Below are 16123 nucleotides of genomic sequence, written 5' to 3' on the forward strand. Positions count from 1 at the left end.
CTTTCACACCCATTTCTTTTTTAACTTTAATAACACTAGATAGATAAAAGGAAAATACTTTAACAAAAAAATCTTATAACTAACTCTATAATTTAGCTTAATATTTGCCTCCTCACTAATAACAAATGAATAGACTGTAGACAAACTTTGCCCTCTATCTATCATTATTGATATTTTTTGAGATAAAAATTGATTATAAATAATAGAATAAAGAGGATATTTATTTGTTGGTATAAATTTCTTTATCCCTAAGTCAATTCCATTTAGAAGAGGTGCTGGATACCCACTTCTAATTGAACTACCCTCTCTATGTCTGTAGCAAATAAGTTCTTTTTGCAATTCAAAAATTTCTAGACCATTTGCAAAGTAATAAATTTTTGGAAAATACAGCTTATCTTCCATATACACATTAATATCAAAAGCAAATTTACTTAGAATGTCTTTTTTGATAACTCTTAACCAAGGATACCAATAAGACTGTAAAAACAACTTTTCTCTATAGGATTCATCATTTATTGAAATTTTACTATGTGTAACAAAACAAATATTCTCAACATAACCTTTATCTGTATCATATTGTTTAGCATTAAAATGAATTATTTCTACTTTTTTCTCATTTATAACTTTTATTAATTCATAAAAATAGTTTTGTAATAAATAATCGTCTGAATCCAAAAATCCAACATACTCACCCTTTGCTATTTTTAATGCATTATTTCTAGCAACGCTTTGTCCTTGGTTTTTTTGATCAATAAAAACAAATTGTTTTTCAAAATGAGGATATTTCTGAGCAATATAATTACGTGCTAAAGCCATAGATCTATCAGGCGTACCATCATTAATCAAAATAATCTCTACGCCACTGATCAATTGATTACATATACTCTCAATACACTCAACAATATATTCTTCTACTTTATATATAGGAACAATTATACTTAAAATTATCATTAGTTGTACTCTTTTCTATAAGTGGAAGGTAAAAAAATTCTCTTTTGAACATCGAGTATGATTCTATCTTTATAAAAATAATTAAATATAGAAAATGACATAATTTCTGTAGTTAAAATGGCAAAAACTGCACCATTTAAACCCCAAAAATGAACAAAAAAAGCTGTTAGTATGATATTAAAGACAACTAAATAAAGTGTTTTTTTCTTCAAATAGTCATATGCATTAAATTTCAACAAATACTTCTCCGCAATTGTGGAAAGCCCTGAAAATAACGTAACAAATACTGTAAATATTAGAATATTATTTACACTTGCATATTGCTTACCATATAACCATTCAATAATATAATGTCCTGTTAAAGAAAAAATAACCATTACTAACAGACAGATTAAAATGATAACCAAACTTAGCTTAGCAACCATATTTTGGCTTTTTTCAAAATCCTTCTCAACATAAACTTGTGTAAAATATGAAGAAATTATTGCAACCAAAACAAAATAGAAACTATTCCCCAATGTCATTGCTACAGTATAAATACCCAAATCATATTGGGACTTAATACCTAGAAATAACTGCGATGTTTTTGTAAAAATTGCAACTGAAAGTGAGTAGAAAGCAAGTTTACGCCCCACACCCAACATAAATTTTCGATAACGCTTAAATTTTTCTACTACAATATCACTTTCACTCACTTTTTTCTGTGCATACAAATACTTTCTAATAAAAAAAGGTATCAAGGTAATCATTATTATCGGAATACATAATAACTCTATTGCTAACTGAAATTTTGCGATACAATATCTTATAATTAGTGAAATAATCAAAGCTAAAATATTACAATATGCATTTATTTTAGATTGCAAAATTGCATTAAAATATATTAAATATACATCGTGAACAGCAAAATAAATCGCCACACTTGTCGCAAGTGAAAATACAAAAGTTAGATAATCAGTAGCATAATAAATATAAAACAATGTAAGTGATGAAAAGCCAAGATACAGAATATCTCTAATTATTTTTGTGGAATCAATTATATATTCACCTATTTTTTTGTTTTTAGATGTTTTTTGAAAAATAATATTTTCCGATCCAAACATTGCAATTGTTTGAATGATCGCAAAAATTGAACTTGCAAAGGTTAGCTTTCCAAAGTTTTCAGGACCTATATACTTTGCAACAAATGAGGTAACAAAGATTAAACCAAAAATTGAAATTAGTTTTTCAGACATCATCCAAACAGAATTGGCAAATACTTTGTTCTTTAACTTCCCAATCAATACCATTGCTATAGTCTTAAATCTGCATCTACTTTATTAAGAACATGCTTTAAATCATAAAGGACATGCTTTTTTTTACCTAAAGAATGAAAGTCTTCAGTACTCATTACCTTAAACTGATCATGTGCAACTGCAATTACGATAGCGTCATACCGACCTTGTTTTAATTCCATGATTGGAGCTAACCCATACTCTGCTTCAACCTCAGCACTATCTACCCAAGGATCATAGATATCAAGATCTAAATCGTATTCTTTTAGTGCTTTAACCATATCTACAATCTTAGTATTTCGTATATCTGGGCAGTTCTCTTTAAAACTCAAACCTAAAATTAATATACGAGCACCAACAACTTGGATACGTTTCTTTACCATTTCTTTGATCAATTGGGTTGCAACATATTCACCCATACGATCATTTAAGCGACGAGCTGCCAAAATAATTTCTGGATGTAAACCAATTGACTCTGCTTTATGCGTTAAATAATACGGATCAACACCAATACAATGACCACCAACTAAACCAGGTCTAAAGTTTAAAAAATTCCATTTTGTACCTGCTGCCTTGAGTACATCTTCTGTATCGATACCCATTTTATTAAAAATCAGAGCCAACTCATTGATTAAAGCGATATTCACATCTCTTTGTGTATTTTCAATGACTTTAGCAGCCTCAGCGACTTTGATACTCGGGGCCTTATGTGTACCCGCCTCAATAATTAAATTATATACTTGATCAACATAGTCAGTGACCTCTGGAGTCGAACCTGAGGTAATTTTTAAAATATTAGTGACACGTCGTTGTTTATCACCAGGATTAATACGTTCTGGACTATAACCAACAAAGAAATCTTTATTAAAATTTAAACCGGAATGTTTTTCTAATTCGGGTATACAAACCTCTTCTGTCGCACCAGGATAAACCGTTGACTCATAAACAACGATATCGCCTTTTTTTAGAACTTTAGCAATGCTTTGGGATGCTTTTATGAGAGGGGTCAAGTCAGGTTGTTTAAAATCGTCAATGGGTGTTGGCACAGTGACAATGAAAAAGTTTATATTCTGTAAGTCTTGAATATGTGCTGTATACGACAAATGCTGTACGTGTTTTAACTCATCAGAAGTCACTTCTAATGTATGGTCATATCCGTTTTTTAACTCTAATATCCGATTTTCATTTATATCAAATCCGATTGTAGGTTTATGTTTACCAAATTCAACTGCCAAAGGTAATCCAACATACCCTAAGCCGATAATTGCTATTTTTAGTTGCTCAAGTTGAAACATATATAAAACCTAACCATTTAATTTTAAATGGAGAAACATCATGGATACGACCTACTACGTTAATATAGCAGACTTTAAACAAAATTTTCTCGAAATATACAATCACTGCTTGGCAAATAAAGTATGATTTGGGTTAATTATAGACTACAATCCAATGTCTTCATGCAAAGTATCATTGGATTACAAACAATAAAGGGTTTGAATGTGAAGCACCAAAGCACATTATTATTTTTAGCCATTTCACTTTCGTTTACAGGATGTGCAGTCACCTCAGGCTTACAAACTTACGACTTACCTGAACAAGGTACTTTTAAAACAGAACAAGGCGCAGAGGTTTCTGTTGTTCAACTCACCCAAAACAATATTCCAAAGATTAGTTCTGAGGCTTTGCGTCCACAAGGAAATATAAGCGCCTTATTTAATACTCCTTTTTATCAATACCGCTTAAGTGCTGGGGATGTTTTATCTATTCAGCTTTGGGCTTATCCTGAAATTACTCCTCCTATTCAAGGTGCCTCTACTGATATTAAAGCATTTGGATACCCTATTGATTCTGCAGGAAATGTACAGTTACCACTTGTAGGCCAAGTTCACATTGCAGGGAAAACACTGGCTGAGACCAATAAATATTTACGAAGTCAATTTGCTAAGTATTTAAAAACACCTGATGTTGTAGTTCGCGTGTTGTCATATCAAGCTAAACGCTATTTTGTTAATGGTCAGGTTATGAAAAGTGGACAATACACTTTAGATGATCAACCAATTAGTATTTATACAGCCTTAAGTATGGCTGGAGGTGTAAATCAAGAGTCTGGTGATAATACTGATATTCAACTCATTCGTAATGGCGAAGTTTATAATTTAAATGTCGTTGCACTTGAGAAACAAGGTTATTCACTACACAAATTATTAGTCCAACCCAATGATACAATTTATGTAAATACTAAACAAAATCAAAAACTCTATGTTATGGGTGAGTCTAATAAAAGTTCAGCAATTCCATTACGAGATCAGGGAATGACCCTAAGTGATGTATTGGGCGAGAGTGAAGGTGTTAATCCATACTCGGCAAGTGCAGCTCGTATTTATGTCATGCGTACAGATTTACAAACAAAAAGATCAACAATCTATCAGCTCAATTTGAGTAGTATTGGTAACCTTGCATTATCTAATCAATTCCAAATGCAAAAAAATGATATTGTTTATATTGATGCAACTGGTTTAACACGCTGGCAGCGTATTATGAACCAGATTGTACCATTCTCAAGTGCACTCTATACATTTGATCAATTGGGTAAAAACTAGAATGCAGTTACAAAATATCTTAGTAGTCTGTGTAGGTAATATTTGCCGCAGTCCAATGGCAGAGTACTTTTTAAAGGCCCAACATCCTACATTAAATATCTCATCTGCTGGTATTTCAGCCCTAGTAGGTCATACTGCAGATGACAAAGCGATTCATTGTATGGATCAGTTGAATATTGATATGAGACCACACGTGGCTCGCCAGCTCAGTGCTGAATTGATCAAACAAAATGATTTGATTTTAGTAATGAGCAATAATCAGCAAAAGCATATTGAACAAACTTGGCCATTTGCTAAGGGTAAAATTTTTAGGCTTGGCCATTGGCAAGGGCAAAATATACCTGACCCCTATCAGCATGACCAAGCTTTTTTTGATCAGACTTGCCGCAACATTCAAAGCTATGTGCAAGATTGGCGCACTCAATTATAATTGTATATTAGTTGTAAATTTATGAACCAAAACTCTAAAACTAGCGAAGATAGCATCGATTTAAAAGAGTTATTCTTTTCATTGATTGCACAGTGGAAAATCATAGCATGCTGCGTGGTCTTAAGTTTAATTTGTGCCTTGCTATACTTACGGATAACGCCAGATACTTATTCTGTAGATGCAATGGTACAAGTTGAGGACAGTAAAGGCGCTGCCTCTGCTGCTTTGCTTGGTGACCTTTCTAAAGTCAGTGGAGGTCTATCTCAAAAATCACCAGCTGATCCAGAAATAGAGATTCTTCGTTCTAGAATGGTTTTAGGACAAGTCATTCAGAACCTTAATCTTGATATTAACGTCAAAGATAACCAATCAGGATTGATCGACAAGTTAATTTCACAAGATAAGAGTAGACTTGAGTATCGTCATGAATCTGTACTGTACAGTAATCAAAATAATAATTTGATTATACGAGAACTTAAAGTACCTGAATATTATTTAGATAAACCCTTAAAGTTAGAGTTCAAAGGTGCAAATCAATTCACTTTAACATACAAAGATCAAGTTGTATTTAATGGTCAATTAAACAAAAAAAATATACTAAATACAAATAGAGGTCTTTGGCAGGTACAACTTAATGCTCAAGGTAACCTGAAAGAACAAAGCTATACTTTAACTAAACTCGCTCTACCAACAGCCGTTAAAAATTTTAATGATATCTATAGTGTTGCTGAAAAAGGTAAAGTGACTGGTGTTATTGGTTTAAATTATCTAGGCCAAGATCCTGAGCACATTACACAAGTACTTAATAATGTTTTAAATGTTTATCATGAACAAAATATTGAGAGAAAGTCGTTAGAAACAAAACAGACTTTAGCTTTCCTTGAAAAACAGTTACCAGATCTTAGAAAACAGTTAGAAGATTCTGAGATCAAATTTAACCAGTTCCGTGAAAAGTATAAAACGGTAGATGTTAATGCTGAATCTGAATTATTACTTAAACAAAATATTGATTTAGAAAAGCTTAAAATTGAGTTACAACAGAAACAAGCTGAGCTTTCTGCTAAATATACTAATGATCATCCATTAATCTTGCAAATTGATGCACAAATTACAGAGATTAATAAAAAGATTGCTGATCTTAATAATCGTTTAACTCAACTTCCTGAGACGCAACGTTTATATTTACAACTATATCGTGATGTAAAGGTCAATACTGAGCTATATACATCATTACTCAACTCATATCAGCAACTCAAAATTGCTAATGCGGGTGAAATTGGTAATGTTCGCATTATTGATACTGCTGTAGAACCAGTTAAACCTATTAAACCTAAAAAATTGATTGTTCTAATACTTTCTATTTTTGTTGGTGGTTTTATCGGTGTATTAATTGCATTATTACGCAAAATGATGCGTAGCGGAGTTAATGATTCAACTCAAATTGAAAATGAATTAGATCTGTCAGTTTATGCGACCGTACCTCGTTCTCCTATTCAAGAGACTCGTATGAGTATTTTGAAAAAGAAAAAGAGTATTCCTATTTTAGCAGTTAAAAGTAGTGATGATATTGCAATTGAAAGTTTGCGTAGTATTCGTACTGCCATTCACTTTGCTTTAACCTCAGCAAAAAATAATATTATTATGATTGCTGGCCCGTCTCCGGAAGTTGGTAAATCTTTTATTTCAACTAACTTGGCTACTATTTTTGCACAAGGAAATAAACGCGTATTATTGATTGATGCTGATATGCGTCGTGGTTATATGCATAAATACTTCAATGTTGACGTAAAACCTGGTCTTTCTGAATTATTAAGTGGCCAAGCTGACTTGACACAAGTTTTACATAAAACGCAAGTTGCGAATCTCGACGTGATTACCCGTGGTAAGAGTCCAACCAACCCTTCAGAAATGTTGAGCTCTACCCAGTTCAAAGACTTACTAGAGAAGTTCCAAACTCAATATGACCATATCATTATTGATACACCACCAGTGCTTGCAGTAACTGATGGTATTATTATTTCACAGTACACAGGTGTGAACTTAATTGTTGCTCGTTATGCTAAGTCTCATATGAAAGAGCTTGAGTTAACAGTTAACCGCTTTGAACAAGCTGGTGTTAAAGTGAATGGCTTTATCCTTAACGATATTCAACGCTCTAGTGGCGGTGGTTATGGCTATAACTATGCCTATGCATATAAAGCACAAAAAGAAGATTAATTAAGAGTTTTCTTAAAAAACCGGATCATTTGATCCGGTTTTTTTATTTGATTTTTTAAGTTTCACCAAATTAAAACTAACTAAAATATATAAAAAACCACTCGTTTTTTTTCTTAAACATTCTATGCTTAAGCATGCTAAGATCAAAAGCAGCCTTTTTAGACTCAAATGATTATTTTTGGAACCTTTTATGAGTAAAGCCTTACCCATTGCTGTCGCTGTAGTTTTAGGCGGTGCTGCACTTTTACCAGTTTATTATGCAAGCCAACATCCGACCACAGAAGTCGGAAGCAAAGCAAATAAAAATGCCTCTCCAATTGAAAAAATCAGTTATATTCTTGGGTACGAAGTTGCTCAGCAAACTCCACCTGAACTAGACACAAAATCATTTGTGAAGGGGATTCATGATGCTCGTAATAAGCAACCAAGTGCTTATACTCAAGAAGAGTTAAAAGCTGCTGTTGCTGCTTATGAAAAAGAATTGCAGCAAAAAATGCAACAACAAGATAAATCAGAGCAAGCTGCTGGAGCAGCGTCTGAATCTGCAGATGTTCAATTCCTAGCAGAAAATAAAACAAAAGCTGGTGTAAAAACTACAGCATCTGGCTTGCAATACATCATTACTAAAGAAGGCACAGGTAAACAACCAACTGCGCAATCTATGGTTAAAGTACATTACGAAGGCCGATTAATTAATGGTCAAGTATTTGATAGTTCTTATAAGCGCGGTGAACCAGTTGAGTTTCCTCTCAATCAGGTTATTCCAGGTTGGACTGAAGGGCTTCAGCTCATGAAAGAAGGCGGCAAAGCGACGTTCTTTATTCCATCTAATCTTGCTTATGGTCCTCAGGAACTTCCTGGCATTCCAGCAAACAGTACGCTGATTTTTGATGTAGAACTCATTTCAGTGAAATAAATACATTCAGGAGAGTAAAACAGTACTCTCCTTTTTTTTTGGAAAACGGCATGAAAAAAATCGGTTTAATTATTGCAGCATCAACCATGAGTTTATCTGTTTTTGCTGCAACTCCTATAACGAATAAAAGTCCAGCAAAAGAACAATTTAGTTATAGTTATGGCTATTTAATGGGTCGTAATAATACGGATGCGCTAACAGATCTGAATCTTGATATTTTTTACCAAGGTCTCCAAGAAGGTGCTCAGAGTAAAACAGCACGCTTAACTGATGAAGAAATGGCGAAAGCGATTAATGACTATAAGAAAACATTAGAAGCCAAACAACTCGTCGAATTTCAAAAAACAGGTCAACTAAACGCTCAAGCAGGTGCGGCATTTCTTGCTGACAATGCAAAAAAATCTGGTGTGATAACGACTAAATCTGGTCTCCAATACCAAGTGTTAAAAGAAGGCAATGGACAAAAACCGAAAGCTACCTCTCGCGTTAAAGTGAATTATGAAGGTCGTTTACTAGATGGAACCGTATTTGATAGTTCTATTGCTCGTAATCATCCAGTTGAGTTTCAGCTCAGCCAAGTCATTGCAGGTTGGACAGAAGGTCTACAAACCATGAAAGAAGGCGGAAAAACACGTTTCTTTATTCCTGCCAATCTTGCTTATGGTGAAGTCGGTGCTGGTGACACGATTGGTCCAAATAGTACTTTAATTTTTGATATTGAATTACTACAAGTTTTACCAAAATAAATTCATTAGATATAAAAAAGCGATCATTTAAGATCGCTTTTTTTATTTTAGTGTTTTAAGTCTCTAGGACGAAAACCGGTAATGATTAAAACGACCAGATAAGCAACTACGCCAACAACACACAATCCCACTACTTCGGCAATACGCAACCACTGTGAAAGCTCACCGTTATACCAATTTAATGCAAACCAAAGTGCTGCAATCATGGCAAGGTTCGCCAAACCATATTGAAGCCCTAATTTTTTCCAATGCGAATCAAATCGGAAAATATTACGTTTGTGTAAATAGAAGTAGAGTAGACCCGCATTTACCAAAGCCGAGCCTGAAGATGCCAGTGCCAGTGCCATATGTTCTGCATGCCAATCAATCAGCTTAAAGAAACCAATAAATACAACGTTTAAAATAGCATTAGCTGCGACCGACATTAAACCGACACGTACTGGTGTTTTGGTATCTTGCTGTGCATAAAAACCAGGTGCAAAGACTTTAATCAGCATAAACGCAATCACGCCTGCACTCATACATTGCAGAGCAAGTGCTGTCATTTGTGTATCACGTAGATCAAACTCTCCACGCTGGAATAATGCCTGAATAATTGGTGTAGAAAGCATAAATAAAGCAATACTTGCCGGCAACCCTACCAATACAATGACTTTTGCAGCCCAGTCGATCATACCGCGGAACTTTGCTTGATCCTGCTCTGCATGACGGGCAGAAAGTGAAGGCAAAATGACTGTACCAATCGCAACACCAATTAAACCTAAAGGTAGCTCAGTCATACGCTCAGCACTGTAGAGCCAAGACACTGAACCATCTTGCATGAAAGATGCCCAAATCGTATTTAGCAATAGGTTAATCTGAGTCACCGATACACCAAATAATGCTGGAAGCATTAATTTTAAAATACGCTCTACACCCTCATGTTTAAAATCAACTTTAGGTGGAATCAGTAGGTTTTTACGCCACAATTCAGGGATTTGTATCGCTAACTGTAATACCCCAGCCGCAACAACTGACCAGCCTAATGCTTTGATTGGCTCAGCCATATACGGCGTAAGCCACCACGCTCCTGCAATCATGGCTACATTTAATAAAACTGGCGAAAAAGCTGGTGAGGCAAACGAGCCATAACTATTTAAGATGCTGCTGGCAAAAGCCGTGAGAGACATGAACATTAAATAAGGAATGGTCAAACGGAACATACTGACAGCTAAATCGAACTTTTCTGGATCACTGTGGAAGCCCGGTGCGTACATATAGATGATTGCAGGTGCTAAAACCATAGCCACAAAAGTGAGTAATGTCATAACTGTTAGCAAACAGCCAAATACCCGACTAATTAAGATCTGTACTTCAGCGTGTGCTCGACCCGTTTTATATTCAGTTAAGACTGGGATAAAGGCCTGAGAAAAGGCGCCTTCGGCAAATAGTCGTCGAAAGAAGTTGGGAATACGAAAAGCGACGACGAAGGTATCAAAATCTTTACCTGCACCAAACACGTTGAGCAATACGACGTCACGCACGAGCCCTAACACTCGTGACAACATCGTCATTGCACTGACAATAAAAGTCGATCGCCACAATGCCATCGCACTCACCTACAGCTATATTCGAAAGACGCTATTGTAATGAAACTAGAAAATCTTTTCGTTGTGAAATGATGAACAAACTCAAGTTTTTTTCTGAGCTAACAATTGTCTAAAGTGCTGCCATTTAAAATAAGGGCCTGGATCGGTTTTTCGGCCAGGTGCAACATCTGAATGCCCTGCAATATGGTTTTTAATTTCTGGATAAGCTTGGCGAATTGCAGTAACAACGTCAGTTAGCACTTTATATTGTACGTCTTCAAAAGGTAAATCATCACTTCCTTCAAGTTCTATACCAATTGAATAATCATTGCATTCTACTTTAGCTAAATAGCTCGAACGTCCTGCATGCCATGCTCTCTCGTTAAAGTTAACGAACTGTAGGACTTCACCTGTACGTAAAATTAACAGATGTGTAGAAACCTGCATGCCCTCAATAGTCTGAAAATAAGGATGAACTGACCAATCTAACTTGTTTTGAAAAAACTGCTCAATATAGCCACCTCCAAATTGAGACGGTGGCAAACTAATATTATGAACCACAATCATTTGAATTTCGGTGCCAGTCGGACGCTGGTTAAAATTTGGAGAAGGGATTTGTCTCGCCCCTTTTAATTGTCCATCTATAACTTCATACGCTGTGATTTGCTTCATTGAGACGCCAATAAATTGCTTACCAATTGCTTTAGTTTAAAACAGTTATGAGCTTTTCAAAGTAGTAAATGCGATTGTTTATCGCGATTAATCTCATAAAACAGCTTATTTTTCAGGTCGACGATGCTAATATATCGCAAGTTTTAGGGTCATCGACAAAATGGAAACCGTATGAGCATACCTCAGTCTTTGCTTGAACAATCAATTCAAATCAATATTCAACAAGCATTACAAGAAGATATTGGGGACGGTGACATTACCGCTATGCTCACACCTGAAGATGAGCAAGCCACTGCAACCATTATTAGTCGCGAAGATATGGTTTTAGCTGGACAACCGTGGGTTAATGCGCTCATCTCAGCTTATGACAATACTGTTCAGGTGACTTGGCTAAACCAAGAAGGTGAACGTGTTGCTGCAAACGAAGCCTTTTTAAAGCTTTCAGGTTCTGCACGTAGCTTACTTACTGTAGAGCGCCCTGCTTTAAACTTTATTCAAACTTTATCGGCTGTTGCAACCAAAACTGCTGAATATGTTCAGCATCTTGAAGGTTTAAATACAAAACTTCTCGATACACGTAAAACCTTACCAGGCTTACGTATTGCTCAAAAATATGCGGTTGCTATTGGCGGCGGACAAAACCATCGTCTTGGTTTATTTGATGCGTTCTTAATTAAAGAAAACCATATTATGGCGGCGGGCGGTATTGCCCAAGCAATTGCAAAAGCACATCAAATTGCGCCAGGCAAACCTGTTGAAGTCGAAGTTGAAACTTGGGATGAGCTAAACCAAGCGCTTGAAGCTGGGGCGGACATTGTCATGCTCGACAATTTTAGCCAACAGCAAATGATTGATGCCGTAAAACATGTGGCGGGACGCTGTAAACTCGAAGCATCTGGCAATATCACCATTGAAAACTTGCGTGAAGTTGCCACAACTGGCGTTGACTATATTTCTATGGGCGTCCTAACTAAAGACGTTAGAGCTGTTGATTTATCTATGCGTTTTAATGCTTAGATAAAATCTGTGTCATTATTGGTATTTTTTTGCGACTTGGTCATGTCTGCCGCTTGTGTTTTCTGCCATGCTGACTGAGTCGCTTGTGCCCCACCATCACGTGGGTCGGCAGCCATTAAAACAAATGTAACGACTGCTAATAATACAATAAAACCTTGTAGCATAAATTTTCCCCATTACTTTAAAAATCAGGGTTTCAAGATAAAAGATAAATATGACTAGGCTTAGGAGATTCTGTTACAAAAGGTAAGTCTTTATTTTTATTATTCATCTATACGACAGCATCTTCCCACATAGTATTTTATATAAACACCTTATTCCTCTTATTTACTATCGTGACAGGTGACATGGATGTCACTGTTTCTCTGTGTTACATGGAAGTAACATCAGAGAAACAGAGGTTTTTGTCACTTTTGACCTTTCAAAAGTGAGGAAGCCTATACAACCTCTATTTGAATTTCATGGGATATGAGGCTGTGCTTTTTTATCAAAGCCATCTAAATCGACTTTAAATAACAATCCCAATTCAGGCTATACAACTTAAGACTCTAGATAACCCATATATGGATCAGAAATTGAATCTTCTTGAGTTTCTATACGGCCTGCGAAACGACGACTAAACGTAGCATCATCAGCTAAAGTCACAGTGAAGTCATACCAACCACCAAATTCAGACATATCCCAAACCAGTTCTTTTTCAGAACTATTGGTTTCAATCGTCCATGTCTTATTTGGAAGATAAGCATTTGCTTTGACGTTTAGCTTGACTGACTTATTACCATCATGACGCAATTTTAAATACAAATTCGCATCACACTCTTCCACACATACTCTAATTTCCGGTAATGCTTGAGTCTGGTTAGCTTGACTCAAATCGCCTTTAAACGCGCGATGGAAACCATTTGGTCCAAGCACCCACAAATCGTACTGCCCATTTGTAGCATTCCATACATCATCGAGCTGTTTACCCGCCTCAACCATATAACGACGTGGAATTGCCGAAAGATCTAATGGGTTATAGACATGAAAAACGGCTGCCTGTTTACCTGTATTAGAGAACATCAGCTTAACCGTTTTTTGAGTGACATCGACTTTGGCACTGGTGTGCAAAATATATGGCAAAGCACGTGATGGCCTAATTCCCATTTCCTGCTGAGGAAATTGCTGCTGGCTCGGAACAGGAACTTGTGGCAATAAAGCTTGAGCAACACGAATCGCATCGGCTTCGGCTTTAGTTTTCTTCCCATCTAGTTCAGCAACAGGCAGAACATTCGGTGTTTTAAAGTTAAATGCCGTCGTTAAATCACCACATACAGCACGGCGGTAAGGGCTAATGTTAGGTTCTTGCACACCAAAGCGTTTTTCCAAGAACTGTAAAATAGAAGTATGATCAAAGACTTGAGAATTTACCCATCCTCCACGGCTCCACGGCGAAATCACATACATGGGAACGCGTACGCCTGGTCCATACACTCGACCATCTGGCTTAGGTTGAGATTTTGAAGTCGCTACTGCTGGATGGTTAAAGTACTCATAGGACACTTGCTGATCGTTTAAAGTGGTTTTTCCATATACAACACCATTTACATCTTTAGAAGGTGCACTTGGTGAAGGGACATGGTCAAAGAAACCGTCATTTTCATCGAAGTTCACCAATAAAACGGTTTGGCTCCACAACTCAGGGTTTTCAGTTAATGCATTTAATACTTCCTGAATATACCAAGCACCTTGTACAGGACTAGATGGCCCCGGATGTTCACTGTAAGTTGCGGGAGCAACTAACCAACTCACCTGCGGTAATTTACCTTGTGCGATATCAGCTTTAAAAGTTCCTAAAAAACCACCGTCCGGCATGGTATTGGCAATACCTTTGTAAAGTGGTTGAGTCGCATCAATCTTTTCATCATATGCTGGACACGTTAGTGTGTCGTTACTGACAGGTTGACCAGATTGCTCATTTGCACGGCGATACTGTTTGAAGCCAGCTAACGGGTTATCGGTAAAGTTATCTGGCATATTTTGATAAACTTTCCATGTTACGCCAGCTTGCTGTAAGCGCTCAGGATACGTTGTCCACTCATAACCTTCTGTTGATGCCCCAATCCCATCAAATTCATTTACAACACTCGCAACACCTGCACCTGTAGGACCATTAGTTCCAGTCCAAATAAACTTACGGTTTGGGTTGGTCCCAGCATGCATAGCACAGTGGTAAGCATCACAAATGGTAAAAGCATTCGCTAAAGCAAACTGATATTCGACTTCTTGTTTTTTATAATAGCCCATCGACTGTGGTTTTTTATAAGCGACCCAATCACTCATACGGCCATTGTCCCAAGCTGCTTGGCCATCAGACCATGAGTGAGGTGTACCTGAAACACGCTGAGCATTTCCTAAACGACTATCTAAATGGTAAGGCAATACTTTCTTTTTATTCGCATCATATTGTTCCCAAACCTTTCGGCTTTCCGTCATTGGAATCGTAAAACGATCACCAAAACCACGTACACCTTTTAATGTTCCGAAATAATTATCGAAAGAACGGTTTTCCTGAGTCAAAATCACGATGTGTTTAACATCTTGAATAGTTCCACTTTCAACTTTGGCATCAATAGCTAAAGCTTTTTGAATACTCAGCGGGAAACTCGCTAAAGCAGCTGTCCCAAACATGGTTTTTGTAGAGTTTAAAAGAAATTCGCGACGGTTCATTAGTTCTATCCTGAGTTCTTATTATGGTGCACAGTGCATTTTGCAATTACTGGTGGGCGGTGTTGTTGGCGATGAATTATCTGAGTCATTATCATCGTTACAAGCACTGAGCATGAGTGCTAAAGAAGTAATTAATAAAAGTGAAAGTTTTCGCATTGGTTTTTTCCAAACGGTTTAAATGCGAACTACTAATAAAGTGTTAAAGTGACAGGCAAGTGATGTTTTTATGTCGATTTGATGAAGGCATAAAAAAACGCATCCGAAGATGCGTTTTTTAGAAAGCGTAAAATTACCAGCCTAAAGCTTCTTGTTGCTTTTTAATGAGCTCGGCAATCCCTTTTTCAGCCATCTCTAACATGGCATTGCTTTGAGCACGGGTAAACGGTTTGTCTTCGGCAGTACCTTGAATTTCAATAAACTCGCCCGCTTGTGTCATTACTACATTTAAGTCAGTTTGACAGTTCGAGTCTTCTTCATAGCAAAGATCAAGCAACACTTCATCTTGATACATACCGACAGAAATTGCAGCAACCAACCCTTTAAGCGGATCATGCTTAATTTTCTTTTGAGACAATAAAACATTCATCGCATCAACTAATGCTACAGCAGCACCAGTGATTGAAGCAGTACGCGTACCACCATCAGCCTGAATCACGTCACAGTCGATGGTAATCGTGTTTTCACCAAGCTTTTTCAAATCAACCATCGCACGTAAGCTACGGCCAATCAAACGTTGGATTTCTTGAGTACGACCAGTTTGTTTACCACGAGCCGCTTCACGGTCACAACGTGAATGTGTTGAACGCGGTAGCATGCCATATTCTGCCGTTACCCAGCCTTGGCCTTGGCCTTTTAAAAAGCGTGGCACTGAGTTATCAATGCTTGCAGTACAAAGGACTTTGGTGTGACCAAATTCGACCAGCACAGAACCTTCAGCATAACGGGTGTAGTTTCGTGTAATTTTCACTTCACGTAATTGGTCTAATGCACGTTGGTCAATACGCATAATCCTTCCTAACTTCT

15 protein-coding genes are annotated in these 16123 nt (G+C 36.6%); 7 read left to right on the forward strand and 8 right to left on the reverse strand.

From position 1 onward, the window contains the following. Positions 1-3: 3 nt before the first annotated feature. Genes RFW85_RS08210 through tviB form a run of 3 tightly spaced genes read right to left on the reverse strand, consistent with a single transcriptional unit; the run spans position 4 to position 3520 of the window. Positions 4-951 carry a glycosyltransferase gene (locus RFW85_RS08210; protein WP_309171391.1) on the reverse strand — a complete coding sequence of 316 codons (948 nt, stop codon included), beginning with the start codon at positions 949-951 and terminating at the stop codon, positions 4-6. After that, the gene (locus RFW85_RS08215) at positions 951-2240 is read right to left on the reverse strand and encodes an oligosaccharide flippase family protein (protein WP_309171392.1); all 1290 of its coding nucleotides are present in this window, start codon (positions 2238-2240) and stop codon (positions 951-953) included. The genes RFW85_RS08210 and RFW85_RS08215 overlap by 1 nt, the downstream gene beginning before the upstream one ends. A 2-nt stretch (positions 2241-2242) precedes the next feature. After that, positions 2243-3520: a Vi polysaccharide biosynthesis UDP-N-acetylglucosamine C-6 dehydrogenase TviB gene (tviB, locus tag RFW85_RS08220; protein ID WP_000487067.1), complete on the reverse strand. Its 1278-nt coding sequence runs from the start codon at positions 3518-3520 to the stop codon at positions 2243-2245. 162 nt (positions 3521-3682) lie between these two features. On the opposite strand from tviB, the gene RFW85_RS08225 reads away from it, so the two are divergent. The 5 genes from RFW85_RS08225 (at position 3683) to RFW85_RS08245 (ending at position 9134) form a co-directional block, all read left to right on the forward strand. Continuing rightward, entirely contained in the window at positions 3683-4825 is a 1143-nt protein-coding gene (locus RFW85_RS08225) for a polysaccharide biosynthesis/export family protein (protein WP_001190673.1), read from the forward strand. A 1-nt stretch (position 4826) separates the two neighbouring features. Next, the gene (locus RFW85_RS08230) at positions 4827-5255 is read left to right on the forward strand and encodes a low molecular weight protein-tyrosine-phosphatase (RefSeq protein ID WP_002050525.1); all 429 of its coding nucleotides are present in this window, start codon (positions 4827-4829) and stop codon (positions 5253-5255) included. 21 nt (positions 5256-5276) lie between these two features. Continuing rightward, on the forward strand, positions 5277-7472 hold the full coding sequence (locus tag RFW85_RS08235) for a polysaccharide biosynthesis tyrosine autokinase (protein WP_309171393.1): 2196 nt from the start codon (positions 5277-5279) through the stop codon (positions 7470-7472). Between the two features lie 190 nt (positions 7473-7662). Beyond that, on the forward strand, positions 7663-8388 hold the full coding sequence (locus RFW85_RS08240; protein WP_130174159.1) for an FKBP-type peptidyl-prolyl cis-trans isomerase: 726 nt from the start codon (positions 7663-7665) through the stop codon (positions 8386-8388). A gap of 50 nt (positions 8389-8438) precedes the next feature. Then, positions 8439-9134, forward strand: a complete 696-nt coding sequence (locus RFW85_RS08245) for an FKBP-type peptidyl-prolyl cis-trans isomerase (protein ID WP_016139674.1) — start codon at positions 8439-8441, stop codon at positions 9132-9134. Positions 9135-9181: 47 nt separating this feature from the next. On the opposite strand, the gene murJ is transcribed toward RFW85_RS08245, so the two are convergent. Both murJ and ampD read right to left on the reverse strand, forming a co-directional pair. Continuing rightward, positions 9182-10732, reverse strand: a complete 1551-nt coding sequence (gene murJ / locus RFW85_RS08250; protein WP_309171394.1) for a murein biosynthesis integral membrane protein MurJ — start codon at positions 10730-10732, stop codon at positions 9182-9184. 72 nt (positions 10733-10804) lie between these two features. Then, positions 10805-11374, reverse strand: coding sequence for a 1,6-anhydro-N-acetylmuramyl-L-alanine amidase AmpD (gene ampD, locus RFW85_RS08255; protein WP_130174158.1), 570 nt, complete (start codon positions 11372-11374; stop codon positions 10805-10807). A 171-nt stretch (positions 11375-11545) separates the two neighbouring features. Between ampD and nadC the strand changes: the two genes are divergently transcribed. After that, positions 11546-12391 (forward strand): carboxylating nicotinate-nucleotide diphosphorylase, encoded by an 846-nt coding sequence (gene nadC / locus RFW85_RS08260; RefSeq protein WP_130174157.1) that lies wholly within the window; start codon positions 11546-11548, stop codon positions 12389-12391. On the opposite strand, the gene RFW85_RS08265 is transcribed toward nadC, so the two are convergent. Together RFW85_RS08265 and RFW85_RS08270 are read right to left on the reverse strand one after the other, a co-directional pair. After that, the gene (locus tag RFW85_RS08265) at positions 12388-12555 is read right to left on the reverse strand and encodes a hypothetical protein (RefSeq protein WP_081309989.1); all 168 of its coding nucleotides are present in this window, start codon (positions 12553-12555) and stop codon (positions 12388-12390) included. The genes nadC and RFW85_RS08265 overlap by 4 nt on opposite strands. A 376-nt stretch (positions 12556-12931) precedes the next feature. Beyond that, the gene (locus RFW85_RS08270) at positions 12932-15100 is read right to left on the reverse strand and encodes a phosphocholine-specific phospholipase C (RefSeq protein ID WP_309171395.1); all 2169 of its coding nucleotides are present in this window, start codon (positions 15098-15100) and stop codon (positions 12932-12934) included. Between the two features lie 40 nt (positions 15101-15140). Between RFW85_RS08270 and RFW85_RS08275 the strand changes: the two genes are divergently transcribed. Next, positions 15141-15278: a hypothetical protein gene (locus RFW85_RS08275; protein ID WP_017387462.1), complete on the forward strand. Its 138-nt coding sequence runs from the start codon at positions 15141-15143 to the stop codon at positions 15276-15278. A 111-nt stretch (positions 15279-15389) separates the two neighbouring features. Here RFW85_RS08275 and rph read toward each other — a convergent pair whose 3' ends face one another. Beyond that, positions 15390-16106: a ribonuclease PH gene (gene rph / locus RFW85_RS08280; RefSeq protein WP_002120794.1), complete on the reverse strand. Its 717-nt coding sequence runs from the start codon at positions 16104-16106 to the stop codon at positions 15390-15392. Positions 16107-16123 lie beyond the last annotated feature (17 nt).

Origin of the sequence: Acinetobacter sp. 12966, from assembly GCF_031196995.1 — a bacterium.
Lineage (GTDB): Bacteria > Pseudomonadota > Gammaproteobacteria > Pseudomonadales > Moraxellaceae > Acinetobacter > Acinetobacter geminorum.

Excerpts from the sequence above, each read along its gene's own strand:
- RFW85_RS08210 (WP_309171391.1), bottom strand. The coding sequence starts at position 951 with ATGATAATTTTAAGTATAATTGTTCCTATATATAAAGTAGAAGAATAT.
- RFW85_RS08215 (WP_309171392.1), bottom strand. The coding sequence starts at position 2,240 with ATGGTATTGATTGGGAAGTTAAAGAACAAAGTATTTGCCAATTCTGTT.
- tviB (WP_000487067.1), bottom strand. The coding sequence starts at position 3,520 with ATGTTTCAACTTGAGCAACTAAAAATAGCAATTATCGGCTTAGGGTAT.
- RFW85_RS08225 (WP_001190673.1), top strand. The coding sequence starts at position 3,683 with ATGCAAAGTATCATTGGATTACAAACAATAAAGGGTTTGAATGTGAAG.
- RFW85_RS08230 (WP_002050525.1), top strand. The coding sequence starts at position 4,827 with ATGCAGTTACAAAATATCTTAGTAGTCTGTGTAGGTAATATTTGCCGC.
- RFW85_RS08235 (WP_309171393.1), top strand. The coding sequence starts at position 5,277 with ATGAACCAAAACTCTAAAACTAGCGAAGATAGCATCGATTTAAAAGAG.
- RFW85_RS08240 (WP_130174159.1), top strand. The coding sequence starts at position 7,663 with ATGAGTAAAGCCTTACCCATTGCTGTCGCTGTAGTTTTAGGCGGTGCT.
- RFW85_RS08245 (WP_016139674.1), top strand. The coding sequence starts at position 8,439 with ATGAAAAAAATCGGTTTAATTATTGCAGCATCAACCATGAGTTTATCT.
- ampD (WP_130174158.1), bottom strand. The coding sequence starts at position 11,374 with ATGAAGCAAATCACAGCGTATGAAGTTATAGATGGACAATTAAAAGGG.
- nadC (WP_130174157.1), top strand. The coding sequence starts at position 11,546 with ATGAGCATACCTCAGTCTTTGCTTGAACAATCAATTCAAATCAATATT.
- RFW85_RS08265 (WP_081309989.1), bottom strand. The coding sequence starts at position 12,555 with ATGCTACAAGGTTTTATTGTATTATTAGCAGTCGTTACATTTGTTTTA.
- RFW85_RS08270 (WP_309171395.1), bottom strand. The coding sequence starts at position 15,100 with ATGAACCGTCGCGAATTTCTTTTAAACTCTACAAAAACCATGTTTGGG.
- rph (WP_002120794.1), bottom strand. The coding sequence starts at position 16,106 with ATGCGTATTGACCAACGTGCATTAGACCAATTACGTGAAGTGAAAATT.